We start from the raw sequence: 24079 nt of genomic DNA on the forward strand, positions 1-24079 counted from the left end.
TAAGGATTACCGAGGGCAGCCGGGCGGATTGCAGCCAAGCCCAGGCGTTGATTGAAGGGATTTCGGCTCAGAATCTGATCGGTGATAAGGCTTATGACAATGACGCTATTGTGCAGCAAGCCCGTGAACAAGGGATGAATCCGGTTATTCCGCCACGCTGTAACCGGAAGGAACAGCGGCCGTATGATGAGCACCTATACCAGCACAGGCATTTGGTCGAAAACGCTTTTCTCAAGATCAAGCGATGGCGCGGGATTGCAACCCGCTACGCAAAACGACTGAAGTCGTTTGTCGCGGCCGTTCAAATACGGTGCCTTGCTCTTTGGCTGGAAATCTCATGACGACACCATCTAGAGGGTGTCGTCACAAGAATGTTTTGGCATTAGAATTTAGCAATAACATTCGAATCCACTGCAGTGCAGGCGCATTGTCGCCATGGCATATCCGATGCTACTTGGTAATCCCCCCAAAAAACTGCAGAGATTCTTAAGTGGAATTTTCTCGAATAGAGGGAGTTCCCACAGTAAGCTTAGACGCGAATTTCGGACACCAATAGTAGCCGGTTAAACTTGTCCACAGTGGTTCCGAATGTACGAAATTCTCCAACAAAGCCACACCACCGAATTCAAACAGGAAGCGATCCGTCTGGTTGAGGCTGAAGGCAAGAGGCCGGCCCAAGTTGCACGCGACTTGGGTATCTCAGAGCAGACACTAGGCAACTGGCGCAAGGCCCATAAAGCCGGGAAGCTGGCCACCGGCTCGGGTAAGCCGGGTTTGCCCGAGCAGATGGAGTGTCCCACCTGCGTGCCGAAAGCTCCTGTCTCAAGACGTAGATCGAAATCTTGGAAAATGCCACGGCGTACTTTGCAAAGAAGTCGCAGTGCAGTAAACCGTGATAATCCCGAGGGCATCCGGTGAGTAAGGTGCGTATTGATGCAGAAGCTGGCATCCGGGCACACCACAAGTGGCGCTACAAGGCAACGACCAACAGCAAGCATTCAATGCTGGTGGTGCCCAATGTGTTTAAACGGGAGTTCAACACCACGGCGCCGGGCACGGCCCGCCCCCGATTTCTTTCACTTCAATTGATCGATGCGACAACTAGCTTGACATCAGGGGGCAGCCACTCGTCGATCGGTTACCAAACCCTGGTGCAGCGATGCGCCGAGTCGATGACAACACTAAAAATGGCGGCTTAAATGTAAATATGCCGGCTTAGATGCTACGTTGGTATTCGAAAATCGTGACCAAGCTCAACTGGCCGATGGGCGCCGTTTCTCGTTACTGAACATCATTGATGACTTTTGCTGCGCGGCGCTGGATATTGATCTGTCCTTGCCAGCCGAGCGGGTTGTACGTGCCCCTGGGCAGTCATCGAATGGAGAGGTAAGTCCGTTGCCATCCGCAGTGACAACGGCCCGGAGTGCCTTGGTAAGGCGCTGACCGACCAGGCGCAACAAAGCGGTATCCGGCTGGATCGTATTAAGCCCGGCAAGCGTAGCAAAACGCATACATTGCGCGATTTAACCGCATCGTCCGTTATGATTGGCTGGGCCAGCGCCTGTTCGAGTCGATCTCCGAGGCTCAGGAGTATGCAACTCGCTGACTCTGACTTTACAATCATGAGCGCCCGAACATGGCCTTGGGCGGCATCACCTCAAAGCAGCGGCTGGCCATGGCTACTTAGCTCTACTTCTGACCCCAAAAATGGGGGGATTACTATAAATGTCAGCCTGATTTCTGGATGATACCTTTAAGGGCATCGGCAACTTGTTTTACTACAGTACTTTGCATATCGGTCATCATGGTCCAACTTTGAATCTTTTGTTGCATCCCAAGTAGATCTGCTGTTGACGGGTTGCTACCCAGCGAAGTGATCTGCGTTTTGAGATCCGTCTCGCGGGTTTGAACATAGGTGTTCAAGGTGCTGTTGATGTAGTCAAACGTGAGTGACATTGTGCTCTCCTTTAAGGACGTTGCCGCAGAGCGGAAAGAGGATGAGTTGAGGTTCGGTTGCTGCCGGCTGCTTTCCCAGCGCGTGTTGTAAACACAATCAAGCTCGGATGCTATTTGAAAGGCGCAATTAAAGTATCGAGTGCGGCATTAACTGCCTGGTTTGCTCCAGACCATCGTTCAAAGTCAGCTTTTGCCATGCCATGCGATAGTCGTCGATTGAGTTTGTCCTGCAAAGACGATAGCTGCTTAATCAGTTCGGCTTTTATTTTTCCATCAACATCTCGTTGCAGCTGCTTTTCCAGGTCGCTACTTGCAAAGTGTTCTAGCTGCATATTCATGCTCATTTATTTGAGTAACTGTCATGGGTATAGAGTTCCCAATATTCATGACTATCTTGCCACCCGCACTCTTTCCGGACCTTCAAAAATGATTTCGCTGTCAGAGACCGATGCAAGTCGATAAGCACCGATTTTACCGCCCGCAATTATCTTTTCCCCTGACTGCGTGATCACATATGGCATGTCTCCACCTACTACACTACGAATCCCAAAGGGTAGCGGGCGGGCTAGGCGGATAAAGCTTGCCTTAATCGGCAGCATCGAACCATATCGCTGGGTGAAGTCAGTAAACAATTTCTCCCAGCGGTCAAAGTCGTCTGCAGATAGTGTGCCCGACAAGTCTAGTGTACGTTGGTTGTCTCGTGTCGCGGCGATGAGTTTGACTTTGCTAAGTAGGTCAGCTCGACCGAGTGCAGCCTTTAGCTGACTGATTAGATCGTCAGGCAGCAACACCTGATTGTCGATGTGGCGAATACCGGGTACTTCCTCCTGCAGCGATTGTAAGAGTTGCTCCAACCGATCAGATCCTGGTGCCGCCCCTGTTATTTGAATACTACCGCCTCCCGTTGCTGTCACTTTGATCGGTAGCCCACTTTGCTCAATGATAGGTTGTGCGCCAGCCAGCAGGTTTGCATCCGTGGTAATTCGAAGAGTTGATTTAACCGGTAGTGAGAGCAACTGGCGTGCCAAGGCAGCTCTGGCAGCGTCATCTTTAACGTGAGCGTTTACTATGAATCCATCGCCAACCGCTTGGAGTTTGTAGTGGCTGCTCAGGTGACTAGCCTTGATGGCGTTCAGTAGTTGCTGTTTCGGTTCAAGTTTAGCTTGCTGCGGTTGTTCAGATGGTCGCTTGCTGAATACAACAAATAGCACGGTGCCGATTACAACAATCGCAATGCTTGACAGAAGAATGTGCTGAAAAAATGCCTTCGGCCGCTGGTTGTGTTGATGGTCTGCGGAAGGAGCGGCGAGATCATTTTCCGGCAATGTCCCTAAAGCAGGTTCGGTTCGTGGCGGAGGGGGGAGGGCAGGCTGATCATTGGTTTGGTCGGCTGAGCTATCACGGGTAGCTGAATCTATCGGAGCCGGCGCAATCAATTCAATTGGCGCTGGCCAGGCGGAAGCGGGCTCATCTACGCATAGCCAAATACCCCCCAGACAAAAAGTTGCACCGATTGCCAGGTCGTAGGCAGATTGAATGTGACTGCCATTCGCTAAAGTGATGGGGCCATTGCCGGGTGTTAGCGTAATCTGGTTCGCGGAAATGGTCAGCGTAGCGTGCTCCTCGCTGATTGCTGGGCCGCGCAACACCACGTCCGCTCGTTCGCCGCTACCGAGCAGATAGCTGCCTTCTGCCAGCGGAAGTCTGGCCCCTGCCTGTATGCCGTGGATGACTCTTAATTCTAAAGCTACCGTTGTCATTGAGTTACCTTGTACCACTGCACGGATTCAATTGAATTGCGTATGTGCAGGATCTTGTTGCATCGCTGAGGTCTAAGGGTTGAAGTGATGAGCCAAATGAAATAGCCCTAATCACTCTCACTCCAGCCGTTGGCGCCTATGCGGGAATTAAAACTGCCACTATCGGCTTTGGTTTGAACAATCCCTATGATTCCGGCCTAGGGTTGATACCTGTCTGTTTCGCTGTCGAAACCAGCTAAAATCACAACTGGCTTCATTGGCGCGATGTGTGTCTGATCGTCGCTGATGTCGATGGAGCAATAATTTGATCAGATTCCCTTCAATTTCCGGGGCTAGCCCATGACTATTCATCTCGAACATCGCGATTCTGTTGCAATCTTTCGCCCTACTGGCCGCCTGGATAGCGCCAGCTCCCCCGAATTGGAGCGCATGCTGACTGCAGAGCTGGATGCTGGCACCAGTCGCTTGGTGTTCGACTTTGCTGATCTCGATTACATCAGCTCGGCGGGTTTGCGCGTCGTCCTGCTTGCAGGAAAAAAGCTGCGCACATGCCAAGGTAAGCTGGCGCTGGCGGGTCTGCGCGAAAACGTACGCGAGGTTTTCTCCATGTCGGGCTTTCTGGCCTTGTTTGCCGTGGCACCCAATCTTGAAGAAGCCTTGAAGAGCGTCGCGTAAGCCGGTCACCATCATATTTCTATACGTGACAGGGGCTGAATGTTGATTTCCTGCGTCAGCTCCTGATACGACAGCACGGGCAGGTCGTAAAGATCTTGCTCAATCATCTTGCGAACGTACCGACGGATATCCATTGACGTCAGTAAAACCGGTTTCTGGGCGCTCGCATTTAAATCACCCACAGCTTTCTTGACGTTTTCCACCAAGCGCCGGGTGACTTGCGGGTCCAGTGCCAAGTAGCTACCTGCTGAGGTCTGACGAATCGCGCCGCGGACGGTATCTTCCACATTTGGTGCAAACAGATACGCTGGCAAGATGTTCTGCCCGCTGGAGTATTTGTAGCTGATGTGACGCTTCAGGCTGGTTCGTACATATTCCGTTAGCAAGACCGAGTCTTTTTCCTTCTGGCCCCATTCGATCAGCGCCTCCAGCACGGTGCGCAAATTACGGACGGAAATTTCTTCCGAAACCAGACGCTGCAGAATCTCGGCGATTTTCTGGATGGGCAGAACACGCTGCGCCTCCTTGACCAGATCTGGGAAGCGGCCTTCCATGGCGGTTAACAGGAATTTCGTCTCCTGAATGCCGATAAAGTCTGCCGCGTACTTTTTCAGGACGAATGCAAGGTGGTAGGTGAGCACCTGGCCCGGCTCCATAAAGGCAATGCCCGCTTTGGCTAATGGCTCGCGCAAATTGGCGGGAACCCAGATGGTTGCCAGATTGGGCAGAAATTTCTTGTCCGTTTCAAAGGGGATGGACAGTGCCTTCAGATTGTCGGGATGCTCTCTGACCAAAAGATAACCAGGTCGGAGCTTGCCCTGTGATACCGGAACCTCCGACAGGTGAATTGCATAAGTTTCTGCGGGAAGGCGATCGTTAAACCGAAGCTGGATGCCGGGAAATGGCACGCCCAGATCAAAATACAAAGCGCGTCTTACCTTGATCAGTTCATCGTTAAGCATCTCTGGATCAAAGCTGGACTGCAGGGCATCGGCTACATCCATGATCAAGGGGACGGTTGGGGCAAACTCTTCCGAACCATCCTGTTTGGGCTTGGCTGCGGGCTTCTGACCCGCAGCCGCCATCGCGGGCACCGTGGTGACCTTGCCGGTCTTTTCATCAACAACCTTACGTTCGCCACGGCTTAGCGTGTAACCGACAATGCCAACGAGCGCTGCCAATACCAGAAAGGTAGCGGTTGGCATGCCAGGAATCATGCCAAAGCCGAGCATGACGACCGTGCCGATCATGAACGCTTTGGGTTGAGACAGCAGCTGTGCGCCAATGTCCTTACCCACGTTGGAGGGGCCACCTTCGTCGTTACTGACTCGGGTAACGATCATGCCGGCGGTAATCGAGATGAACAAAGCGGGGATCTGTGCAATCAGCCCGTCACCGATGGTCAGAATCGAGTAGACCTTGACGGCATCGCCAGCCGTGAGCCCGCGCTGCAGCGTGCCGATCAGAATCCCGCCGAGCAGGTTGACGGCCACGATGATCAGGCCGGCGATGGCGTCACCCTTCACGAACTTCATTGCGCCATCCATCGAGCCATAGAGCTGGCTTTCCTTCTCGACGATGTTGCGACGACGACGTGCTTCGTCCATATCGATTACGCCAGCGCGCATATCCCCGTCAATCGACATCTGCTTGCCTGGCATGGCATCCAGTGAAAATCGGGCACCTACTTCCGCCACCCGCTCTGCACCCTTGGTAATCACCACAAACTGCACGATGGTCAGAATCAGGAACACCACCAGACCAACCACCAGATTGCCGCCGACCACGAAATTACCAAAGGTATGGATGATGTGGCCCGCATCTCCCTGTAACAGAATCAAGCGCGTTGTGGCGATACTGATACCCAGACGGAACAAAGTCGTGATCAGCAGTACCGTTGGAAAGGAAGAGAAGGCCAGCGGGGAAGGAAGATACATGGCCACCATCAGCAAAATAGCCGATAGGCACATATTGATGGCGATAAGGCCATCAATCAGCGGGATCGGCAATGGCAGAATCATCATGAAGATGATGCAGACGATGACCGCCGCCAGTACCAGATCATTGCGGCCCGCGATGGCCATGACGACACGTTGGATTTTTTCCACTTCTTTAAGTAATCCTGATCAAGATAGCGTTACGCAAAACACCCGGCCGCCCTCATGCGGGGGGCCGGGTGTCATGACAACTAAAAGTATATAAGGCGCTCAAACCTTGTTGGCCGGGCATTGCTTGATGCCGCCATGCAACCAAACGAACTTGGGCAAACAAGAATCTGCAAAGTACCGGCATGCTTGATGATCCCTTGCGATACATTGCCCTCACGCAGGCGCGGCCAAGGTTGCTACGACGTTTCACGTCTCTATGGCCCTGGCGGACATATACGCCTGCATGGCACGGCTGGCCTCGGACGTGCGATTCAGCTGAGCCAAGGCTTGGCCACGCAGCAAGTGAACCATGGCACCGATCTCTCCTTGATCGAGTAGTCGATCCAGAATCTCCAATGCGGGTTCGGCCTTGCCTGACCGGATCTGCGCACAGGCCAGCCCCTGCGCAAACCGCGTATCACGGGGGGCCAGTGCCGATAAGGCGGCAAAGATGGTTTCCGCTTTGTCGGCCTTACCATGTTGCAGATAGAAATAGCCCAAAATATGAAGAAGGTCGCGTTGTTCTGAATTCACGCTTATCCCTGATAAAGTGCACTGCGGTACATCTGGAGCAAATCGCGCAGGTCGGCTTCTTCCCCCAGCAGGCGGGCGGCCCGATTGAGCTGCTTGGCGCTGGCAGGATCCTGCTCGGCCGCATCGCGTAGCATCTTCAGAGCGCTGTCGAGGGCCTGGCGAAAGCGTGCCGGGGACAGGATGTCCTTGTTCAGCAACTCCGGGCGCAAATGATTTTCCAGATAGTCCGCAAGATTCGGCATGGCCAGCAGCTGTTCCAGCTGGGGCCTTGAGTTGAGCTCGGCCGGGGTCAGATCCTGGTGATCGGGCAGGGTGGTGACAGAGACATCCTGCGTATGGACGATCTGCTCAATACCCCGATCAAAGCTCAGCCCGTTGTAACGTAAGTCGGCCATTTCATGACTCCTTGTTCAGCTCAGCGGCCATCCTGGGCCATCTGATGCAGGCGGTTCAACAGATCCAGCGCCTCCTCCAGCGCGGGTAAGGTAAACGATCGCTCTGGCAGGCGGGTGAGGAAGATCAGTTTGTTGGCTCCCATGCAGCCAACCTGGATGGGCATTGACCAGCCTTGGCGACGGTCTGCCAGCCGCAAGGCTTTTTGTCGGGCTGTTTCACCATGGTAGCCAAGCGGCCGGATCAGGTAAATCAATACCACTTCGCTTTTCAGCTCAATGCCCATGCTGCCGCCATCGGCAAAGTCGAACCTTGCCACGCCATTGTGGTTGAAGGACAGATCTTCCATGCCCATTTGGCGACCGAAGTCAGACAAGGTTTGTGCGGACCAGCTCATGCTTCTTCCTCTTTCTCGATGGCAATATCCAATGCATCCTGCACGGCTGTCAGTAGCGCCTGCCGTGTATCCGTATCTGCGAAAATCTTTACGGGCATGTCTCGCAGAGATTGCTTGACACCGCTGATGAACGATACCTGTGGAGTGGGTTCTTTCGCACCGTGTTGGTCTGCCAGCGCCGTGAAGCGGTTGGAGTTGACCCAGCGCTCGGCAGTGATGTTGACCAGATCTTTCATCAGCTTCAACGAATCGACCGTGGTCAGGCCGTGGTCTTTCTTGAGCGTGGCGGCCAGATCCTTGCACTGATCCAGAATGGTAACGGTGACTTCCAGTTGATACAGGTCTGTCAGAATAGCCTGCAGCCTCGCTGGCTCTTTTGAAGGCCGTGCGGCGGCGAGGTCATCTCCCAAGGCTTTGATCAACCCAGCAACGGCACGCGGGAAGTCATCTTCACCAAAACGCTCCAGCACCGAACGCAGCGTGTTGGCCAAAGTGTCCTGTCCGACGACGATGTCCTGATATGTATTACGCAGTTGGGCGGCCGTCGAGGGGCTGCTGTGAAATTCAGCCGATGCCGCATTGGCACTATTGAGCGTTGCGCGAATCTGGGGGCCGAAATCGGTCTCCATTTCTGCAATGGCGTCATGAATGCGTTCCAGAATGGCCGGATCGGCACCATCTTCTTCCCCCCGCCGTGCGGCGTATTGCAATGCCAAGTATTGGCCAGCCAGATCGCCGAAAGACTGGCGGGCGGTTTGGCGAGGGCTGGCCTGGTTGTTCTTGTCCAGCATCCGTTTGGCGGTGGCGGCTAGCTTTTCCGGGTCATTCTGGTCCTGCATCGCCTGCAGATACGCCAGAATCTCCTCGACCTTCATCACTTCCATCTGGTGATGCGATTCGAGTTGGCGTTCCTTCAAGTCTTTCTCTTCGGCTTTTTCCGAGAAATGCATCGAAATCTCTTCAACTGAATCAGTGTCGAGACCTCCCGCGTCCTGATTCAACGTTACGGCTTCTCCCCGCAAATTGCCGGTTTTCTGGTTGCCGGTCTGCGCATTGGGCGCATTCCCTTGTGAAGCCAATCCGGACATGCCGAGATTGGGGTTATCGATTCGAACCATGATTCAGGCCCTCTAAAAATGTCTGATGTATCGGGTGAGTAACAGAGGCGGCGCATTCATTCCAATACTAATTACGCAAATCTTGGATAGCTATTACCTGGGGCGAATGTGGGTGCTGCTGGACGTGGCCTGAACCGTTACCTGAGCATATGGAGCATATGCAGGATTACGGGCGCGCGTTGGTAACAATGGCGATCCTTGGGTTCCCTTCGGCGCAGGTGTGAAAAATGAAGAATCTATAAAAAACGCCTATAAAACAAAGCAATAAGAAGTTTTTGGCGAAACATTTCATGATTTTTTGCTGATTGTGTGAACTGCCTTCTCTTGGCGGTCACTTACCCGGTGTAGCGTGACTGAAAACGAAATCGGAAACGCTGAAGGCTGACAGTAGGTCCAGGGGCACAACAAGATCTGGATAAATCCAGTAGACCTCCGAACGCTTCTGGTCAGTATGAATACGGCGCAGTGCCTTTTTACTTATGAGCAAGTTTTCAAAGGAGTATTTGAAATGACTACAGGCGTAAACGCAGCAACCGCAGTAGCTCCACAATCTTTCGAGTCACTGAACCTGGAAGCCGAAATGATGGCCATACAGATCACCCGTGCCAATCTGCTTGAGGGTTCGCTGGTTGATCAGTTGAACGAAGTAAAGAACCGTAACGCCGAAATCGCCAAGCTGAATCAGACCCTGAACGCACTGCGTAGCGTTAAGGGCGACAAGAAGGATGATGCGGAAGTCAAGATCAACTCTGAATTGTCGGCCGCAGATCGCGCCAATCTGAATTCCCTGCTGAAGGATGCCAATGTTAAGGATATTCCTGGCTCATTGGCTGCAGGCAGCGAAGTCAAGACCAACGGTGCCACCATCAATACCTGGATCGAAGCGATCAAGGGCAAGATTGATAGCCTGAATAGCACCCAGCAGCTGGCCATGGTTCGTATGCAGAGCCTGATGAACAAGCGCAATGAAGCCTTCGACCTGTTGAGCACCTGCCTCAAGAAGTTCGCAGACGCCAACAGCAGCATCATCCAGAAGTTCTAAAGCAGTGCGGCCGGCCTGGGGCCGGCCCCGCTCGGCTCATCGGATGGCTGGGGTTGTCGATTTTCGGTGTGTGCGGAATTTGCTGTGCTGTGGGTTTGCCCGGGCGGGCTGGATGCTTCGATTGTTTATCGAGGATTGCCACGTGCACCGTGCTAAATCTACAGTGGCGTAGTCTGCAGTCTAATTTCAACAGCTCAACAGGAGTTGAACATGGGCCCAAATTCTGAACAAAACAGCGCTGAAATCATTGCCGCAGCCGAGCGGATGCTGAGCGAAGTAGAGCGTGCCTTGGCTGAAACAGCCGATATTTTCGAGTCGCACGGTACGAGCCGTGAACGAGTGGAGCAGTTCATCGGCCCCTCGGTGCGCAGTACCGGCGAAAACAATGCCCAGAAAGCCTTTGCCGAAGATATGGCGGCCATTGATGAAGAAGTACATCAGGCCAGGTTACGGAATGAATTCAGTGCAGGTGCAAGCGCACCGCCCAAGGTAAAGCGCCCGCGCAACATGGTTTGACCAAACATCACGCGAGACAGTGCCCAACAAGCCGCTGCTCGTACGACCGAAGGAGTATTAGTCATGACAACATCAGTAAGCGGTAACACCGGCACAGCTGCAGTCAATGCAAACAGCTTTGAATCTCTGAATCTTGAAGCCGAAATCATGGCTACCCAGATCATCCGTTCTAACTTGATCGACGCCTCGCTGACCGATCAGCTGTCGGATGTGAAGAATCGCAATAGCCAGATTGCGGCCAAGAACAACGAGATCAATGCCCTACGTGCCAAGGGGCCGCAGCTGGAAGCCAAGATTGCACAGATGCAGGAACTGCAGGCGATTCTGGAAAAAGGCAAGCCGGGTAATGACAATAGCTGGCACGGCATCAGCTATGGCATGGGCGACGATGGTCCCAAGTCATATTCGATGTATGAGGACTTGAAGAAATTGGGCTGCACTGACCCAGGTACTGCTGGTGTACGGAATGTTGACGGTAACCATACCCTCGACGCAAAAGGTAGTACCTTCAATACCTGGATTGCAGAGCTGAAGACCAAGATTCAGGAAGCCAAGACAGAGATTGATACATCCAAGTCGCAGATTGATACTCTGAAGTCAGATGTTGATAGCCTCAACAGCACCCAGCAGCTCGCGATGGTCCGCATGCAGAGTCTGATGAACAAGCGGAACGAGTCGTTTGATCTGCTGAGTACCTGTCTGAAGAAGTTCTCCGACGCAAACAGCAGCCTGATCCAGAAGTTCTAATTTGGCAGCATACCTACACCAGATCGGCCTTCGGGCCGATCTTGCTTTGAAGATCTAGATTTCCAGGGAGTTTTGGCATGAACACAGAACCGATTACCGATGAGCAAATTGAACGTCTGGCATCCGATCTGACCGAGCTATGGTCAATTGGCGGTACGCTCAAGGATGTTTATGGATTCACTCCGGAAGAGTGCGAAGCCGTCTACACCCTGGGTTACAACCTCTACAACCAGGGCAAATTCCTTGATGCGCTCAAGGCATTCGGCTTTCTGTTGATGCATGACCATCTGGAGCGTCGCTACTACAAGTCGTTTGCCTCGGCCTTGCAAATGCTCAAGCGCTACGAGGAAGCAATCAAGCATTACAGCATTGCGTCGATGCTTGATCTGTCTGATCCCGAACCGACATTCCACACCGGTGAATGCATGGTGGGCATCGGCATGATCGAAGAAGCCAAAGAAGCCTTCGATCTCGTGGTGCGTCAGACCGAGAAAAAAGAAGCCTATGCCGTGATGCACGAGCAGGCTAAAGCCTTGTTGGCATTGCTGGAAAAGCGCGAAGAAGCGACGTCGTAACAAAATATGCGATTGGGTTCCCACAATAAATTACGGAACCCAAATCGCTGCCGTGTCACTCAAGCAGTGTGTAGGTTGAGTGAACCCCCAGGAGAAAGAAACCATGACAATCAATAGCGTAAACAGTAATACCCAGCCTTTGACGCTGAACACCACTTCCGTCGATGGCTCCGGTACTCAAACCCAGGCCAACGGTGTTGTGGCGGTTGACCCGGCAAAGCTGCTGGCCGATCTGCTGAATACTGTTGCGCAGATCGCGTCGCAGGGCAAAGACGGCAAGGATGCTGGCCGCCCTGGTCCCAAAGGCGCACCGGCTCTTGAGCAGCCGACAATGGAATTCAGTGCAGACCAGATGTCGTTGTTGCTGGGCGCACTGCAGACCAAGAGCGCAGAAATGCAGCTGGCCACTGCCAAGGAAGGCATCAAGATTTCTGCCGACCAGAAGAAAGCAGCACACAACGACGCCATCAACAAACTGATGGAAGCCGCACAAAAGATTGCAGAGGCAATCGAAAAGCAAAAAGCCAACAAGATTCTCGGCTGGTTTACCAAGATTTTCTCCTTCGTTGCTTCGCTGGTTGCTGTGATTGCAGCTGCTGTCGCAACGGTGGCAACCGGTGGTGCCGCAGCGCCACTGTTGGCCCTCGCCTGTATGGGCCTTGCTGCAACGACAATGGATTTGGCGAATGCAATCAGCAAGGAATGCGGCGGGCCGGATATTTCGATCAGTGGCCTGATGACCCAAGGCATGACCAAGATGCTCGAAGCGTTTGGTGTGGACAAAGAGAAAGCCGAGCAGCTCGGCAAAGTGCTGGCGGGTGCCGTCGCACTGGTGGTGGCTCCGGGTGCTGCCGCCATCATGGCTCCAGATCTGATCGGCAATATGGTTGGCGGTATCGCTGAATTGTGCGGTTGTGACAAGCAGACAGCCCAGTACATTGCCATGGGCGTGACGATGGCCGTGCAGTTGGCAGTCGCTGTCGCCATGATTGCCGCAACGGGTGGTGCCGGCGCGGGCGCAGCAGTGTCTGGCGCAGCGCGCGTGGCGCAGAACATCGGCAAGATCACCAGCATCGTGGCTCAGGGTGTGGGTGGTGCGCTGAACGTCGCCCAAGGTGGCATCAAGATTGATGTAGCCATGGTTCAGCGTGACGCCGAGAACGCCAAAGCCGACAAGGCCGATATCGACAAGCTGATCCTGAAGCTGCAGAAGATGATGGAAGATGATCAGGAGCGGGTGAAGGAAGTGGTGCAGCAGCTCGAGGAATCGATGCAGCTCGTCAGCCAGATGATCAACTCGACCGCATCTGCCAACGTTCAGACGGTTCGCAACTTTGCCTGATCACGCGTGGCGGGAGAACCCGCCACCGCCTGAATCGCACTAGAGATTTGGAGAATTTAAAATGACTATCAATGTAAACAGCTCACAGGCCGCTTATCAGCAACTCGTTACCGATACTTCTGGCGATGTATCGGCCAAGATCGACGAACTTGCCAAAGGGCTCAGCCCGGAAGAGGCGGCCAAGTTCCATCAAATTGCAGATGCCTTCATGGCACAGCTCGCCAAGCTCGGCGATGGCATCAAGCTGGATGAGCCTGAAGTCAACAAGAATGGCAGCCTGGAAGGCTTGAAGGGCGGCTTGTCGAGTGCTCAGGATGGCATCCTGACCGACATCTACGCTTTCATGACCTTGTTTACCAAAATGGCGCAAGAGTCACGTCAGTCCGCCCGCATCATGCGTGAGGCCGATCTGCAATCACAGATCAACGACCTGAAAGAGGCTGCTCAGAAGATTCGGGATGCTGCCCAGCAGCGCTTTGTGTCGGCCGTGGTACAAGGTGCTTGCCAGATTGGCATGGGTGCACTGCAGATGGGTTCGGCAGCAGCGTCGGGCTATCAGATGGGCAAGAGCATTTCCAATTCGAACAACGCAGCTGACTTGAAGCAAGGTGCAAGTTCTATCAAGGAAGCTGCGAAGACCGACTCCAGCCTCAAGTCAGAAGCAGCGAACTGGACAGCGGCCTCAGACAAGGCATCGGCCAATGCAACCAAGTTCAGCAACAGCGCAGAAGCCTACCGTATGGGTGGTCAGGGCCTGGGTCAACTGGCAGATGGTGCTGGCAAGATTGGTGCTGCTTATGCAGACAAACAAGCGGCTGACGAAGAAGCAATGCGTTCTGAGCTTGAAGCTAGCTCCAAGGTTCACGAGGCCGCTCGCGACAAGGATAATGAGCTGATGCAGCAAATGATGGATATCATTCGCGACATCCGCGACAAGTTGGCCGCAATCGAGCAGTCGAACAGCGAAACCAACCGCAAGATCATCAGCTAAGCTGACTGGAAGACCAACCCGGCATGCAGTGCCGGGTTGGTTAATTGGATTGTGTTGAATTGACAATAAGTCCGAGCTATCGGAAAGGACGATCGTATGAGCACCGAAACTGTTACCCCTACGAACTCGATTGATGCCGTATTCGAGGAGTTCGCCAAAGAAGCCGCTCAGTTGCCCGGTGCTCGACGCTTTCATGATGAAGACCTCGAAATGGTTTACATGATTGGTTACAACCTCTACATGCAAACCAAGTACACCGAAGCTCTACGCTATTTTGCCTTGCTGACCACCTACCGCCCGCTGGAAACCCGATATCTGATGGGTCTGGGGGCTACCCAGCAGATGCTGAAGAATTACGAAGGGGCCATCCAGGCCTATGCCCTGGCGACCATGGTCAAGCCAGAAGAATCCGAGCCGACTTTGCATGTTGCCGAGTGCCTGGTGGGCATGGGGCAGTTTGGGGAAGCGCGCGAAACCCTGCGCATGTTGATTCATGTCTGCAATCTTTCCGGCAAAGTTGAGTTGCGCGGCCGGGCGGAAGGATTGCTGACCCTGATCGAAAAGCACTGATAGCCCGATGTGGCTGTCTGCTGCACCTGCCGGCGAGCCGCTGGCACCTGACGAAATCCGGCTTCTTACCGAGCTGGGTTTTGTCGCTTCTGGGGCCGGCAAATTGGTGGAGGCTGCCGCCATATTCAATGGCTTGAAGGCGGTACGGCCCGACCGGAGCTTTGTCTATATTGGACTGGCAGTGACCTTGCTGAATGGTGGCAAAGCGGCCGAAGCCGCGATGCTGCTGGAACGGGAAGGTTTGCAGGCTTGTCCCGATGATCCGGAGATTCGGGTATTCTTGGGCCTCGCCCTGCGGTTATCCCGTAGAGCGCAGGAAAGTACCAAGGTTCTTGAATCGGTGCTGACTGCCGAATGCTCTCCCGAGATCCGGGCGTTGGCCCAGTCGTTGTTAACCACCCCTGTTGTGGTCTGATCCTTTCCACCCGGAGATACCCATGGAGCCGATGCTCATCACCCTGACCGGCGCTGCCGGTGTAACGGCCGCGCCAGCTGCAGTACCCGCCACGGCCAACTCGGCTGATGTTGCGCGCTTTGCCGAGGCCATGGCGCCTCAGGCCGGTACTGGCGCACCACAAGTTGCCGGACCTGTTGCCACCACCGTTACCGAGACGGCCCCTCCTGAAGTCAAAACGGTTGGGGATGCCATTCTGGATAGCCTCCGATCAGTCAATCAGGACGTCCAGTCGAAGTGGGGGCAATTGCAATCCGATCTTTCTGATCCGGCACATATGTCCTCAATAACCGACATGCTGCGCATGCAGATGCAACTGACCCAGATGTCAGTGCAATTTGAACTGGTAGGCAAGGCCATCAGCCGCTCTACCCAGAATATCGAACAGCTCATCAAGATTCAGTAAACCCATGATTGCAACGTTTGCACGCTGGCGAGCGGCCTGCCTGGCCCTGATTGTTACCCTGGTTCTGACGGCCTGTGGCAGCTCGGTCGAGTTGATGGCCGCCATGCCTGAGGCAGAAGCCAATGAAGTCTTGGCTGCATTGCTGGAAAGCGGCATCAAGGCCGAGAAAATTGCGGGCAAGGAAGGTATGGTGGGCTTGTCCATCGACAAGGACAGCGTTGCCAAAGCCGTCGAGGTATTGCGTGCCCGAGGGCTGCCCAAGGAGCGGTTTGCGCGGATGGGGGAGGTTTTCAAGAAGGAAGGCCTGATTTCATCCCCGCTCGAAGAGCGGGCGCGTTATCTGTGGGCATTGTCGCAGGAGCTGTCATCTACTCTGTCACAGATTGATGGCGTCTTGACGGCGCGGGTGCATGTCGTATTGCCCGAGCGGAGTGCGGATACCGATACCGCATTGCCCTCTTCTGCAGCGGTTTTCATTCGCCATCAGGAGTCCTACAGCCTTGATGGGGTGATTCCGCAGATCAAACGTCTGGTTACCAACAGTATTCCCGGACTTTCCACCGACAAGGTGTCGGTGGTGCTGGTGCCGGCTCAAGCCAGCAATCTTGCCGGAACCAGCAAGGTTTCCATGGCGGAGGCGTTTGGCTTCAAAGTGTCCCCCGAGTCTGCCGGAACCTTGAAGGCAGTCCTCATCAGCCTGATCGTCCTGTTGCTGGCTGCTCTGGGCGGGGCAGGCTGGCTGGCTTGGCGTTATATCGGCAGGGATTATTGGCAGACCCGCCAGGCAACCCAGTCCGGCAAGGCAGATCACTGATCGCTATGGCCCAGACCCCGTCCGCAACTGGCAAGGCTGAGCTGCAGCGCTGGCTGGCTCGGCCAGCGCTTTATCCGCGTTACCACGAGCTGATGTTTTTGCCTTCACGCAGTTTGCACGCGAGCTGGTATGCCCAGGTTTTTCCGGAAATGGTCGCGACCTGGCTGCAGTCTGGCGTTGAGCTGGGGCTGGCTTCCCATCGCTGGTTGTCGAGCTATCTGATTGAGCAGACCGCACGACCCGGCCCGGAGCATCCGGTTGATCCGCTGACCTTATTACCAGCAGACCGCCTGCAGCGTTGGGTAGCTCGTCTAGGCGTGCTGCTGGTAGGCCGACATATCCGCCAGGCGCTAAGCCGAGCCGACATTGAGGCGCATCGAAACGCGTTGGGCAAAGAACTCTACGAGTTTACGATGGGGCCGGCCTTGCTGCTGAGAGATAGCGATGTTCCGCTCCGCTTGATTGCGGCTGAGGATACCCGGCAGATGGTAGACCTCGCAGGAATCAATTTTTTTCGTTGGATGCTGGCCGAGCCCGATTGGTTACGCATCCGTCTGTGTTTTCCCAAACCCTTGGTGGATGCGGCGGAAGCCCTTGGCGAAGACAGCCTGCCCTTGGGTGATGATGCCGTCCGTCTGGCCTGGCGCTTACTGAGAGAGACAGATACCCAATGGTATTCATTGCTCGCCCCAATGCGGGCATAGCCCGCACCTTTGCCGGTAGCAAGATCATCAAAGCTGCCGATTACCAGGCATGGCTGGATGCCGAAGCGTTGATCGCCGCCGCCCGGCGTGAGGCAGAAGCCATCATTGCCGAAGCTAAAGCAGCGTATGAGGCCGAGTGCCGACGCGGCCATGAGGATGGCCTGGAAGAGGCGCGCATGGATTCGGCGGAACGCATGATCGAAACGGTCAGCCGTACCGTTGACTATTTCGCCCGCGTCGAAAGCAAGATGGTTGATCTGGTGCTCGAATCCGTAAAAAAAATCGTCACAGACTTTGACGACCGCGATCGGGTGACCATTGTCGTCAAGAATGCGCTGTCGGTTGTGCGCAACCAGAAGCACATGACTTTGCGTGTGGTGCCAGAGCATGTCGATACCCTCAAGCAGCGCATGCATGAGTTGCTGGTCGATTATCCCGGCATTGGTTACGTGGATATCGTCGCCGATGGTCGCTTGTCAGCAGATGCCTGCATTCTTGAAAGCGATATCGGTCTGGTCGAAGCGAGCATGAGTGGTCAGATCGAGGCACTGGGCAATGCCTTCCGCCGGATTTTAGGCAGTCGTACCTGAGCTGAGCCGACATGAAGCAATTTGATTACATCACCGAGATGATGAGCCTGGCACTGCAGGACACTCCGGTTCTGCACATCAAGGGGCGGGTGACGCAGGTCATCGGGACCATCATCAAGGCCGTGGTGCCGACGGTGAAGGTGGGTGAAGTCTGCGTCTTGCGCAATCCCGGTGATACCTTCGAAATGAAAGCCGAAGTCGTCGGGTTCGTACGTGATGCGGCGCTCCTCACGCCGATTGGTGATATGTATGGCATCTCATCGGCGACTGAAGTCATTCCGACCGGGCGTGCCCACATGGTACCGGTGGGCTTTGGCCTGCTCGGCCGGGTACTCGATGGTTTGGGGCGGCCGATTGATGCTAAGGAGCGAGGCCCGTTGGAGGCAGATCGCTTTTACCCGGTTTATCAGGAGGCGCCTGATCCGCTGACTCGCCGCATGATCAATCAACCTGTCCCTCTGGGCGTTCGCGCATTGGATGGCCTGCTGACCTGCGGGGAAGGCCAGCGTATGGGGATCTTTGCGGCAGCGGGCGGGGGTAAATCGACCCTGATGGGGATGTTGGTCAAAGGGGCGGCCGTCGATGTGACCGTCATTGCCCTGATTGGTGAGCGCGGTCGCGAAGTTCGCGAATTTCTTGAGCACGAGCTGGGTGAGGAAGGGCGACGCAAATCGGTGATTGTCTGCGCGACCTCCGATAAAAGCTCGATGGAGCGCGCCAAGGCTGCATATGTGGCGACGGCGATTGCCGAATATTTCCGCGATCAGGGCAAGCGAGTGTTGTTCCTGATGGACTCGGTTACCCGATTTGCCCGTGCTCAGCGTGAAATTGGTCTGGCGGCGGGTGAACCACCGACTCGCCGTGGTTACCCACCTTCTGTATTCGCCACGTTGCCCAAATTGATGGAACGGGTGGGGATGAATGACAAGGGGTCAATCACAGCGTTGTACACCGTGCTGGTAGAAGGCGATGACATGACTGAGCCGGTGGCTGATGAGACGCGCTCGATTCTGGATGGCCATATTGTGCTGTCGCGCAAGCTGGGGGCGGCGAACCACTACCCGGCGATTGATGTGCTGGCTTCGGCATCGCGGGTGATGAACGCCATCATCAAGCCCGAGCATAAGGCGGCGGCCGGCCGTTTGCGCGAGTTGATGGCGAAATATCAGGAAGTGGAATTGCTGGTGAAAATCGGTGAATACAAACGTGGCGCAGACAAGACGACTGATGAGGCCATCGACAAATATGAAGCGATTCGCAACTTCCTGCGACAGCGCACTGATGAGCGGGTGACGTTCGAGGATACGCTCAGCGCCATGCAGGCGCTGGTCAGATGACCATCTTTCGCGAAATGCTGCGAATCAAGCAGCACCGCGAGAACAAGGCTGAGTTGGAAGTCTCCCGCAGCCGGACCGCGCTGGCTGATGCCATTAGCGCGGAAGAGCGGGCAAAAGATGCCCTCAAGCAGTACAAGCAATATGCGATTGACCAGGAACGGGCGGTTTATGCAGAGCTCTGCACCAAGGTGGTCCGCCTGCGGGACATCGAAGATGTGCAATTTGTCGTTAGTGAGCTGCGTAGTGGCGAACGCCAGTATGAGGAGCGTTGTGTGCAGGCCGCGAAGGCCCATGAAAAAGCCATCGAAGTACTAGATGGTGCGAAGTTGGCACACAAGGACGCCAGCAAGATGAAAGAAAAGTTTGTTGAGCTGGCCCGCAGTTTTGATGAAGAACGACTGAAAGAACTGCAGCGCCTGGAGGATCTGGAGATGGAAGAAGTGCGACTGGTTAGCCAGGATCGCGAGGAACGCGAAGAATGGGAACGCGATCACGATGAGCAATGAACGCAAGGTTGATCTCAACATCGGCGGCATGGGCATGCCCCGACTGGATGAAGACCGCCAGATGCCGCGAGAGAAACCGGATGATGCCCTGACCGACCGCTTTCGAGATGCGCTGAATCGCGGCGAGCAGGACCGCGAGCAAGCAGCAAGCGACGATCAAGCCCAGTCATCAGACCAGGGGCAGGGTGAAGAACAGCAGGAGCAGCCAGAGTCCGCGCCAGTGGCCAATCCTTTCAGCCTGTTTGGCGCCGGGTTGTTCAAGCCTGCTGCGGTGGCTGCAACGGAGGGAAAGCCCTTGGCACCCGCCCGTCTCGATGATGTGCAGGACAGCGTACAGAAGCTGTTGGTCTCGCAGGGGGTGGATGGTAGCCGGGAAGTGCGCCTCGAGCTGAAGGCCGAGGTGTTACCCGGCACCGAACTGCGCATCGCTCAGCATGATGGCCGCTTGCAGATCGAATTTGTGGTGACTGACCCGAACAGCCTGAGCTGGCTGACTGCCCAGGCAACCAGTCTGGCCGAGAAGCTTGGCAACCGGTTGAACAAACAGATACGCATCCGGGTTCGCCATCCCGAGGCAACTGGCGATGCCGCGGCGATTGATGGTGATCCGGGCAATGTGCAGGCCACCGAAGAGCGCTCCTTGGGAGGGCCGGCATCCTTGTTTGGCCGCTGGTCGGATGGAGGGCGATCATGAGTTCGCGTCTGGTGTTACCCAAGCTGACGCGGGAGGAAATGGCCTACCGCAATTTGATTTCCCTGTTCGGGGCGGGGTGTCGCTTCAAGCTCGGGGCCGGCGACTGGCGCTTGAGTCTGGAAATCGCACGCGAGGCATCCGGGACTTACTGGCTGGATACAGACTGGGGCGGTGGCCGAGTGCTGTTGGGAGCAGATACCGCCCTGTTCGGCCGCTGGCTACGTCAGATTCTGCCTGAGGCGGAGTTGGCGGTGATGCCGGAAGCACTGGCGTTGGCAGTGCTGGAGCATTTGCTGACTACTTTGGCGGCCAGTTTTGAGAAAGCCGGCAAGCGGGCGCTGAGATTGAATGCCGCAGGCTTCGAGCCCAAGCCATTTCAAGGCGCCCATCACTACCGCTTCCGTCTGGAAAGCCTGACCAACGGCGAAACTATTCAAGGAACTTTGAGTTTTGACATTGTTTCCCTGTCGTTTCTGGCCGCTTGGCTGAAGGTTGGCCAGCTGGACATTACCTTGCAGGACTGGGACACCCTGTCTGTACCCTTGCGCTTTGAAGCCGGCTGGCTGGAGCTCAAGGCTTCCGAACTGCAGGGCCTGGCCGTTCAAGACATTTTATTGCCTGACGAGTGCCTGATTCAGCGCAATCAGGCTACCCAGACGCTGACTGTGCGGGTGGCAGATCGTTTTGCGTTTAACGCAAATCTTGATGGCTCCCGTCTGACCGTAATCGAACCTTTGAGAAACATCATGGCAGAAAATCCGGCCCCGACCGATTCCGAATCCGTTCCGCTAGACCAGCTTTCCGTGCGTATCAGCTTTGATCTGGGCGAGCGCAGCCTGACGTTTGCCGAGCTGCGTGCCTTGCAGCCCGGAAGAGTATTTGATCTTGGACGGGACGTCCGGCGTGCCGTGACCATTCGTGCCAATGGCCGGCCGGTGGGCGAGGGCGAGCTGGTGGAGGTGGATGGCAGGGTTGGTGTGGCGGTACTGCGGCTGAATCCACCCGCTGCGGAGCACGAATGAGTAATTTCGATCCGATTTCACTGGCACTGGCCCTCGCGCTACTGGCGCTGGTGCCAATCCTGGTGGTGACGACAACCGCATTTCTGAAAATCTCGATTGTTCTGTCGTTGGTACGGAACGCGCTCGGCGTGCAGCAGATTCCACCCAATATGGCCTTGTACGGCTTGTCGCTGGTGCTGACGCTCTACGTCATGGCGCCGGTTGGGCAGAAAGTCTACGAGGCCGTTCATGCCGAACCCGCTGGCATGACCACGGTGGATGGCTTGATCAGCGGTGTGCAGAAAGGGGCTGAGCCCATGCGCGCTTTTCTGATGAAGCACAGCAAGCCGGAACAGCGCGGATTTTTTGTTCGTACGACGAAGCGGTTATGGCCTGCGGAAATGTCTGCACAGGTCAAACCCGACGATTATCTGATCCTGATGCCGGCCTTCGTGGTGTCGGAACTGACTGCTGCCTTCGAGATTGGCTTTCTGCTGTACCTGCCGTTTTTGGTGATTGATCTGGTGGTATCAAACATCCTGCTGGCGATGGGGATGATGATGGTGTCTCCGGTGACGATTTCGCTGCCACTCAAACTGTTTCTGTTTGTGATGGTGGATGGTTGGACCCGGCTGATTCAGGGTCTGATTCTGACTTACATATAAAGGACAGACAGATGGAATCCGTTGATCTGGTCAGTCTGATCACCAAGGCACTGATTCTGGTGCTGTGGTTGTCGCTGCCAACGATTCTGGTGGCGTCAGTGGTGGGGACATTATTCAGTCTGCTGCAGGCGCTGACGCAGATTCAAGAGCAAACCCTGTCTTTCGCGGTCAAACTGATTGCCGTGGGCGCAACCATCATGCTCACCGCCCGCTGGATGGGGGGGGAAATTTTTAATTACACGGTGTCCTTGTTCGACGCCTTTCCCATGCTGTCGCGCTAAGGGGGAATGGTGGGAGCGGCCGATTTCAGCCAGTTGAAAGAGCTGACCATGGGCATGGCATTTGCCTTGCCACGCATGCTGGCGATATTTCTGGTGCTGCCGCTGTTCAACCGGCAACTCATTCCCGGCATTTTGCGTATGGGGGTGGCTTGCGCGCTGTGCATCATGCTCGCGCCACTGCTGGCACCCAAGGCGGCACACTTGCAGCTGGGCCTCGGCGTGTTGGGCATCATGGTGAAAGAAGCAATGATCGGATTCATTTTCGGTCTGTTTGCGGCAATTCCCTTCTGGGGCCTGGAGGCTGTCGGCTTCATCATTGATAACCAGCGAGGTGCCAGTATTGCCTCTACAGTCAACCCGCTTACCGGGCACGATAGCTCGCCTCTGGGCATGCTGTTCAATCAGGCGTTCATCGTATTTTTTCTGGTCAGTGGTGGTTTTGTGCTGTTGCTGTCGGCCATCTACAGCAGTTACCTGATCTGGCCGGTCTTTGACTGGTTTCCCAATCTGCGCATGGATGCGGCGCCTTGGCTGCTGGATTTGCTGGATCGTTTGGTCAAACTGGCGATTGTGCTCGCCGGCCCTGTGTTGATTGCGATGTTTCTGGCCGAGATGGGCTTGGCGCTGATTTCACGTTTCACACCGCAGTTGCAAGTGTTCTTTCTGGCGATGCCGATCAAGAGTGCGCTGGCCATGCTGATCCTGGGTCTGTATGCCGGTACCTTGTTCGAGTATGCGCGGGCCGAACTGGCAGGCTATGGCGAGCTGGCAACCCATATCGACCGTTTGCTCGGTTGGGGAGGGGTGCGTGAGCGATAAGACGGAACAACCCACGTCGAAAAAATTGCGCGATGCGCGCAATAAAGGCCAGGTTGCCAAGAGTAAAGACTTTACCCAGACCGTGCTGATTCTGGCCATGTTTGGCTATTTGCTGGCGGCTGGGCCCAGCATCATTCGCTCGATGGCCGAGATGATCGTGCTGCCATCGCAACTCTATGGCATGCCGTTTCGCAATGCCCTGGCTGTGGCGATGGAGAAGCTGATGCGTGATGGCATCACGCTGTTGCTCCCCTTTATCCTGATTGTGCTGGTACTGGGTATTTTCTCGGAGATGGTGCAGACCGGCGTGCTGTTTGCGTTCGAGGCGATGAAGCCCTCCGCCAAAAAGCTCAATGTGGTTGAAAACGCCAAGAATATGGTGTCAAAGAAGAATCTGATGGAGTTCGTCAAGAACTGCCTGAAGGTAGCGTTTTTATCTGCATTGATATACGTGCTGGTCAAGAACGCGATTGACCCCTTGGTCAAGATCCCGCCTGCGGGCATTGCCGGCATTGGGCTGGCCGTCGGATCGTTGCTTGGCAAGATGCTGGTCTACGTGGCGGTGGCTTATCTGGTGATTGGCGTGGCGGATCTGGGATGGCAGCGCTACCAGCACATCAAGGGCTTGATGATGAGCAAGGAAGAGGTCAAGCAGGAATACAAGGAAATGGAAGGGGACCCTCACATCAAAGGCAAGCGCAAGCATCTGGCGCAGGAGCTGGCGATGGGCGGCATGGTTGAGAAAACCCGGAAAGCGAGTGTTGTCGTGACAAACCCCACGCATATTGCTGTTGCCCTGTTCTACGATCAGGAAGAGACGCCGTTGCCTGTGGTGCTGGCCAAGGGCCAGGATCTGGTCGCAGAGCGCATTGTCGCCATTGCCAAGGAAGAGGGCATTCCCATCATGCAGAACATTCCGCTGGCGCGCGCATTGCATGCCACGGCCGAGTTGGACCAATACATCCCATCCGAATTGATAGAGCCGGTCGCTGAAGTCCTGCGGCTGGTACAGCAAATGGCAGCAGAGCGCGATCACTGATCGCCC

Annotated in this window: 32 protein-coding genes and 1 pseudogene; 25 read left to right on the forward strand and 8 right to left on the reverse strand. The window is 55.2% G+C overall.

Annotated elements, in window-relative coordinates; all coding sequences use genetic code 11:
• The 4 genes and pseudogenes from PZA18_RS05350 to PZA18_RS05365 form a co-directional block, all read left to right on the forward strand.
• On the forward strand, window positions 1-341 hold a 341-nt coding region (locus PZA18_RS05350; RefSeq protein WP_284099773.1), incomplete at its 5' end, for a transposase.
• Between the two features lie 247 nt (window positions 342-588).
• Window positions 589-918, forward strand: a complete 330-nt coding sequence (locus PZA18_RS05355) for a transposase (RefSeq protein ID WP_284099774.1) — start codon at window positions 589-591, stop codon at window positions 916-918.
• 5 nt (window positions 919-923) lie between these two features.
• Window positions 924-1199, forward strand: a complete 276-nt coding sequence (locus PZA18_RS05360; RefSeq protein WP_284099775.1) for a hypothetical protein — start codon at window positions 924-926, stop codon at window positions 1197-1199.
• Window positions 1200-1254: 55 nt separating this feature from the next.
• A pseudogene (locus PZA18_RS05365) lies at window positions 1255-1687 on the forward strand (integrase core domain-containing protein); the annotation flags it as partial.
• A gap of 41 nt (window positions 1688-1728) precedes the next feature.
• Here PZA18_RS05365 and PZA18_RS05370 read toward each other — a convergent pair.
• The 3 genes from PZA18_RS05370 to sctD all read right to left on the reverse strand — a co-directional run bounded on the left by PZA18_RS05370 (window position 1729) and on the right by sctD (window position 3716).
• A complete protein-coding gene (locus PZA18_RS05370) occupies window positions 1729-1956 on the reverse strand; it encodes an EscF/YscF/HrpA family type III secretion system needle major subunit (protein WP_284099776.1) in 228 nt (75 codons plus the stop codon).
• A 110-nt stretch (window positions 1957-2066) separates the two neighbouring features.
• Complete coding sequence (locus tag PZA18_RS05375) at window positions 2067-2294, reverse strand: hypothetical protein (RefSeq protein WP_284099777.1); 228 nt, start codon at window positions 2292-2294, stop codon at window positions 2067-2069.
• A 51-nt stretch (window positions 2295-2345) separates the two neighbouring features.
• Complete coding sequence (sctD, locus tag PZA18_RS05380; RefSeq protein ID WP_284099778.1) at window positions 2346-3716, reverse strand: type III secretion system inner membrane ring subunit SctD; 1371 nt, start codon at window positions 3714-3716, stop codon at window positions 2346-2348.
• A 339-nt stretch (window positions 3717-4055) separates the two neighbouring features.
• On the opposite strand from sctD, the gene PZA18_RS05385 reads away from it, so the two are divergent.
• On the forward strand, window positions 4056-4391 hold the full coding sequence (locus PZA18_RS05385) for an STAS domain-containing protein (RefSeq protein ID WP_284099779.1): 336 nt from the start codon (window positions 4056-4058) through the stop codon (window positions 4389-4391).
• 11 nt (window positions 4392-4402) lie between these two features.
• Here PZA18_RS05385 and sctV read toward each other — a convergent pair whose 3' ends face one another.
• The 5 genes from sctV to sctW all read right to left on the reverse strand — a co-directional run bounded on the left by sctV (window position 4403) and on the right by sctW (window position 8980).
• A complete protein-coding gene (gene sctV / locus PZA18_RS05390; protein ID WP_284099780.1) occupies window positions 4403-6499 on the reverse strand; it encodes a type III secretion system export apparatus subunit SctV in 2097 nt (698 codons plus the stop codon).
• Between the two features lie 246 nt (window positions 6500-6745).
• Window positions 6746-7072, reverse strand: a complete 327-nt coding sequence (gene sctY, locus PZA18_RS05395; RefSeq protein ID WP_284099781.1) for a type III secretion apparatus assembly chaperone SctY — start codon at window positions 7070-7072, stop codon at window positions 6746-6748.
• A 2-nt stretch (window positions 7073-7074) separates the two neighbouring features.
• On the reverse strand, window positions 7075-7467 hold the full coding sequence (gene sctX / locus PZA18_RS05400; RefSeq protein ID WP_284099782.1) for a type III secretion apparatus assembly protein SctX: 393 nt from the start codon (window positions 7465-7467) through the stop codon (window positions 7075-7077).
• A 20-nt stretch (window positions 7468-7487) separates the two neighbouring features.
• On the reverse strand, window positions 7488-7862 hold the full coding sequence (sycN, locus tag PZA18_RS05405) for a type III secretion chaperone SycN (RefSeq protein WP_284099783.1): 375 nt from the start codon (window positions 7860-7862) through the stop codon (window positions 7488-7490).
• A complete protein-coding gene (gene sctW / locus PZA18_RS05410) occupies window positions 7859-8980 on the reverse strand; it encodes a type III secretion system gatekeeper subunit SctW (protein ID WP_284099784.1) in 1122 nt (373 codons plus the stop codon). Before sctW ends, sycN begins: the two co-directional genes overlap by 4 nt.
• A gap of 508 nt (window positions 8981-9488) precedes the next feature.
• On the opposite strand from sctW, the gene PZA18_RS05415 reads away from it, so the two are divergent.
• The 20 genes from PZA18_RS05415 (at window position 9489) to sctU (ending at window position 24073) form a co-directional block, all read left to right on the forward strand.
• Window positions 9489-10022 carry a hypothetical protein gene (locus tag PZA18_RS05415; RefSeq protein WP_284099785.1) on the forward strand — a complete coding sequence of 178 codons (534 nt, stop codon included), beginning with the start codon at window positions 9489-9491 and terminating at the stop codon, window positions 10020-10022.
• A 210-nt stretch (window positions 10023-10232) separates the two neighbouring features.
• Window positions 10233-10538 carry a hypothetical protein gene (locus PZA18_RS05420; RefSeq protein ID WP_284099786.1) on the forward strand — a complete coding sequence of 102 codons (306 nt, stop codon included), beginning with the start codon at window positions 10233-10235 and terminating at the stop codon, window positions 10536-10538.
• 63 nt (window positions 10539-10601) lie between these two features.
• Window positions 10602-11285 carry a hypothetical protein gene (locus PZA18_RS05425; RefSeq protein ID WP_284099787.1) on the forward strand — a complete coding sequence of 228 codons (684 nt, stop codon included), beginning with the start codon at window positions 10602-10604 and terminating at the stop codon, window positions 11283-11285.
• Between the two features lie 77 nt (window positions 11286-11362).
• On the forward strand, window positions 11363-11860 hold the full coding sequence (locus PZA18_RS05430; protein WP_284099788.1) for a SycD/LcrH family type III secretion system chaperone: 498 nt from the start codon (window positions 11363-11365) through the stop codon (window positions 11858-11860).
• A 103-nt stretch (window positions 11861-11963) separates the two neighbouring features.
• On the forward strand, window positions 11964-13202 hold the full coding sequence (sctE, locus tag PZA18_RS05435) for a type III secretion system translocon subunit SctE (protein ID WP_284099789.1): 1239 nt from the start codon (window positions 11964-11966) through the stop codon (window positions 13200-13202).
• Between the two features lie 61 nt (window positions 13203-13263).
• The gene (sctB, locus tag PZA18_RS05440) at window positions 13264-14193 is read left to right on the forward strand and encodes a type III secretion system translocon subunit SctB (RefSeq protein ID WP_284099790.1); all 930 of its coding nucleotides are present in this window, start codon (window positions 13264-13266) and stop codon (window positions 14191-14193) included.
• A 96-nt stretch (window positions 14194-14289) separates the two neighbouring features.
• Complete coding sequence (locus tag PZA18_RS05445) at window positions 14290-14763, forward strand: SycD/LcrH family type III secretion system chaperone (protein ID WP_284099791.1); 474 nt, start codon at window positions 14290-14292, stop codon at window positions 14761-14763.
• A gap of 7 nt (window positions 14764-14770) precedes the next feature.
• A complete protein-coding gene (locus PZA18_RS05450) occupies window positions 14771-15178 on the forward strand; it encodes a hypothetical protein (protein ID WP_284099792.1) in 408 nt (135 codons plus the stop codon).
• A gap of 22 nt (window positions 15179-15200) precedes the next feature.
• A complete protein-coding gene (gene sctI, locus PZA18_RS05455) occupies window positions 15201-15623 on the forward strand; it encodes a type III secretion system inner rod subunit SctI (RefSeq protein ID WP_284099793.1) in 423 nt (140 codons plus the stop codon).
• 4 nt (window positions 15624-15627) lie between these two features.
• Window positions 15628-16437 (forward strand): type III secretion system inner membrane ring lipoprotein SctJ, encoded by an 810-nt coding sequence (sctJ, locus tag PZA18_RS05460; RefSeq protein ID WP_284099794.1) that lies wholly within the window; start codon window positions 15628-15630, stop codon window positions 16435-16437.
• Window positions 16438-16442: 5 nt separating this feature from the next.
• On the forward strand, window positions 16443-17141 hold the full coding sequence (locus tag PZA18_RS05465) for a SctK family type III secretion system sorting platform protein (protein WP_284099795.1): 699 nt from the start codon (window positions 16443-16445) through the stop codon (window positions 17139-17141).
• Window positions 17108-17731, forward strand: coding sequence for an HrpE/YscL family type III secretion apparatus protein (locus PZA18_RS05470; protein WP_284099796.1), 624 nt, complete (start codon window positions 17108-17110; stop codon window positions 17729-17731). Before PZA18_RS05465 ends, PZA18_RS05470 begins: the two co-directional genes overlap by 34 nt.
• An 11-nt stretch (window positions 17732-17742) precedes the next feature.
• Entirely contained in the window at window positions 17743-19068 is a 1326-nt protein-coding gene (sctN, locus tag PZA18_RS05475) for a type III secretion system ATPase SctN (protein WP_284099797.1), read from the forward strand.
• On the forward strand, window positions 19065-19574 hold the full coding sequence (sctO, locus tag PZA18_RS05480; RefSeq protein ID WP_284099798.1) for a type III secretion system stalk subunit SctO: 510 nt from the start codon (window positions 19065-19067) through the stop codon (window positions 19572-19574). Before sctN ends, sctO begins: the two co-directional genes overlap by 4 nt.
• Window positions 19564-20268: a type III secretion HpaP family protein gene (locus PZA18_RS05485; protein WP_284099799.1), complete on the forward strand. Its 705-nt coding sequence runs from the start codon at window positions 19564-19566 to the stop codon at window positions 20266-20268. Before sctO ends, PZA18_RS05485 begins: the two co-directional genes overlap by 11 nt.
• Window positions 20265-21290 (forward strand): type III secretion system cytoplasmic ring protein SctQ, encoded by a 1026-nt coding sequence (gene sctQ / locus PZA18_RS05490; RefSeq protein WP_284099800.1) that lies wholly within the window; start codon window positions 20265-20267, stop codon window positions 21288-21290. Before PZA18_RS05485 ends, sctQ begins: the two co-directional genes overlap by 4 nt.
• Window positions 21287-21934 carry a type III secretion system export apparatus subunit SctR gene (gene sctR / locus PZA18_RS05495; RefSeq protein ID WP_284099801.1) on the forward strand — a complete coding sequence of 216 codons (648 nt, stop codon included), beginning with the start codon at window positions 21287-21289 and terminating at the stop codon, window positions 21932-21934. The genes sctQ and sctR overlap by 4 nt, the downstream gene beginning before the upstream one ends.
• Window positions 21935-21945: 11 nt before the next feature.
• Entirely contained in the window at window positions 21946-22215 is a 270-nt protein-coding gene (gene sctS, locus PZA18_RS05500) for a type III secretion system export apparatus subunit SctS (protein ID WP_284099802.1), read from the forward strand.
• A 6-nt stretch (window positions 22216-22221) separates the two neighbouring features.
• Window positions 22222-23034 carry a type III secretion system export apparatus subunit SctT gene (gene sctT, locus PZA18_RS05505; protein ID WP_284099803.1) on the forward strand — a complete coding sequence of 271 codons (813 nt, stop codon included), beginning with the start codon at window positions 22222-22224 and terminating at the stop codon, window positions 23032-23034.
• Window positions 23024-24073 carry a type III secretion system export apparatus subunit SctU gene (gene sctU / locus PZA18_RS05510; protein WP_284099804.1) on the forward strand — a complete coding sequence of 350 codons (1050 nt, stop codon included), beginning with the start codon at window positions 23024-23026 and terminating at the stop codon, window positions 24071-24073. The genes sctT and sctU overlap by 11 nt, the downstream gene beginning before the upstream one ends.
• The last annotated feature ends 6 nt before the right edge of the window (window positions 24074-24079 follow it).

Origin of the sequence: Parachitinimonas caeni, from assembly GCF_030129945.1 — a bacterium.
Classification (GTDB): Bacteria; Pseudomonadota; Gammaproteobacteria; order Burkholderiales; family Chitinimonadaceae; genus Parachitinimonas; species Parachitinimonas caeni.

Coding starts and splice junctions, on each gene's coding strand:
- PZA18_RS05355 (WP_284099774.1), top strand. CDS start 589: ATGTACGAAATTCTCCAACAAAGCCACACCACCGAATTCAAACAGGAA.
- PZA18_RS05370 (WP_284099776.1), bottom strand. CDS start 1,956: ATGTCACTCACGTTTGACTACATCAACAGCACCTTGAACACCTATGTT.
- PZA18_RS05375 (WP_284099777.1), bottom strand. CDS start 2,294: ATGAATATGCAGCTAGAACACTTTGCAAGTAGCGACCTGGAAAAGCAG.
- sctD (WP_284099778.1), bottom strand. CDS start 3,716: ATGACAACGGTAGCTTTAGAATTAAGAGTCATCCACGGCATACAGGCA.
- PZA18_RS05385 (WP_284099779.1), top strand. CDS start 4,056: ATGACTATTCATCTCGAACATCGCGATTCTGTTGCAATCTTTCGCCCT.
- sctX (WP_284099782.1), bottom strand. CDS start 7,467: ATGGCCGACTTACGTTACAACGGGCTGAGCTTTGATCGGGGTATTGAG.
- sycN (WP_284099783.1), bottom strand. CDS start 7,862: ATGAGCTGGTCCGCACAAACCTTGTCTGACTTCGGTCGCCAAATGGGC.
- sctW (WP_284099784.1), bottom strand. CDS start 8,980: ATGGTTCGAATCGATAACCCCAATCTCGGCATGTCCGGATTGGCTTCA.
- PZA18_RS05415 (WP_284099785.1), top strand. CDS start 9,489: ATGACTACAGGCGTAAACGCAGCAACCGCAGTAGCTCCACAATCTTTC.
- PZA18_RS05420 (WP_284099786.1), top strand. CDS start 10,233: ATGGGCCCAAATTCTGAACAAAACAGCGCTGAAATCATTGCCGCAGCC.
- PZA18_RS05425 (WP_284099787.1), top strand. CDS start 10,602: ATGACAACATCAGTAAGCGGTAACACCGGCACAGCTGCAGTCAATGCA.
- PZA18_RS05430 (WP_284099788.1), top strand. CDS start 11,363: ATGAACACAGAACCGATTACCGATGAGCAAATTGAACGTCTGGCATCC.
- sctE (WP_284099789.1), top strand. CDS start 11,964: ATGACAATCAATAGCGTAAACAGTAATACCCAGCCTTTGACGCTGAAC.
- sctB (WP_284099790.1), top strand. CDS start 13,264: ATGACTATCAATGTAAACAGCTCACAGGCCGCTTATCAGCAACTCGTT.
- PZA18_RS05445 (WP_284099791.1), top strand. CDS start 14,290: ATGAGCACCGAAACTGTTACCCCTACGAACTCGATTGATGCCGTATTC.
- PZA18_RS05450 (WP_284099792.1), top strand. CDS start 14,771: ATGTGGCTGTCTGCTGCACCTGCCGGCGAGCCGCTGGCACCTGACGAA.
- sctI (WP_284099793.1), top strand. CDS start 15,201: ATGGAGCCGATGCTCATCACCCTGACCGGCGCTGCCGGTGTAACGGCC.
- sctJ (WP_284099794.1), top strand. CDS start 15,628: ATGATTGCAACGTTTGCACGCTGGCGAGCGGCCTGCCTGGCCCTGATT.
- PZA18_RS05465 (WP_284099795.1), top strand. CDS start 16,443: ATGGCCCAGACCCCGTCCGCAACTGGCAAGGCTGAGCTGCAGCGCTGG.
- PZA18_RS05470 (WP_284099796.1), top strand. CDS start 17,108: ATGGTATTCATTGCTCGCCCCAATGCGGGCATAGCCCGCACCTTTGCC.
- sctN (WP_284099797.1), top strand. CDS start 17,743: ATGAAGCAATTTGATTACATCACCGAGATGATGAGCCTGGCACTGCAG.
- sctO (WP_284099798.1), top strand. CDS start 19,065: ATGACCATCTTTCGCGAAATGCTGCGAATCAAGCAGCACCGCGAGAAC.
- PZA18_RS05485 (WP_284099799.1), top strand. CDS start 19,564: ATGAGCAATGAACGCAAGGTTGATCTCAACATCGGCGGCATGGGCATG.
- sctQ (WP_284099800.1), top strand. CDS start 20,265: ATGAGTTCGCGTCTGGTGTTACCCAAGCTGACGCGGGAGGAAATGGCC.
- sctR (WP_284099801.1), top strand. CDS start 21,287: ATGAGTAATTTCGATCCGATTTCACTGGCACTGGCCCTCGCGCTACTG.
- sctS (WP_284099802.1), top strand. CDS start 21,946: ATGGAATCCGTTGATCTGGTCAGTCTGATCACCAAGGCACTGATTCTG.
- sctT (WP_284099803.1), top strand. CDS start 22,222: ATGGTGGGAGCGGCCGATTTCAGCCAGTTGAAAGAGCTGACCATGGGC.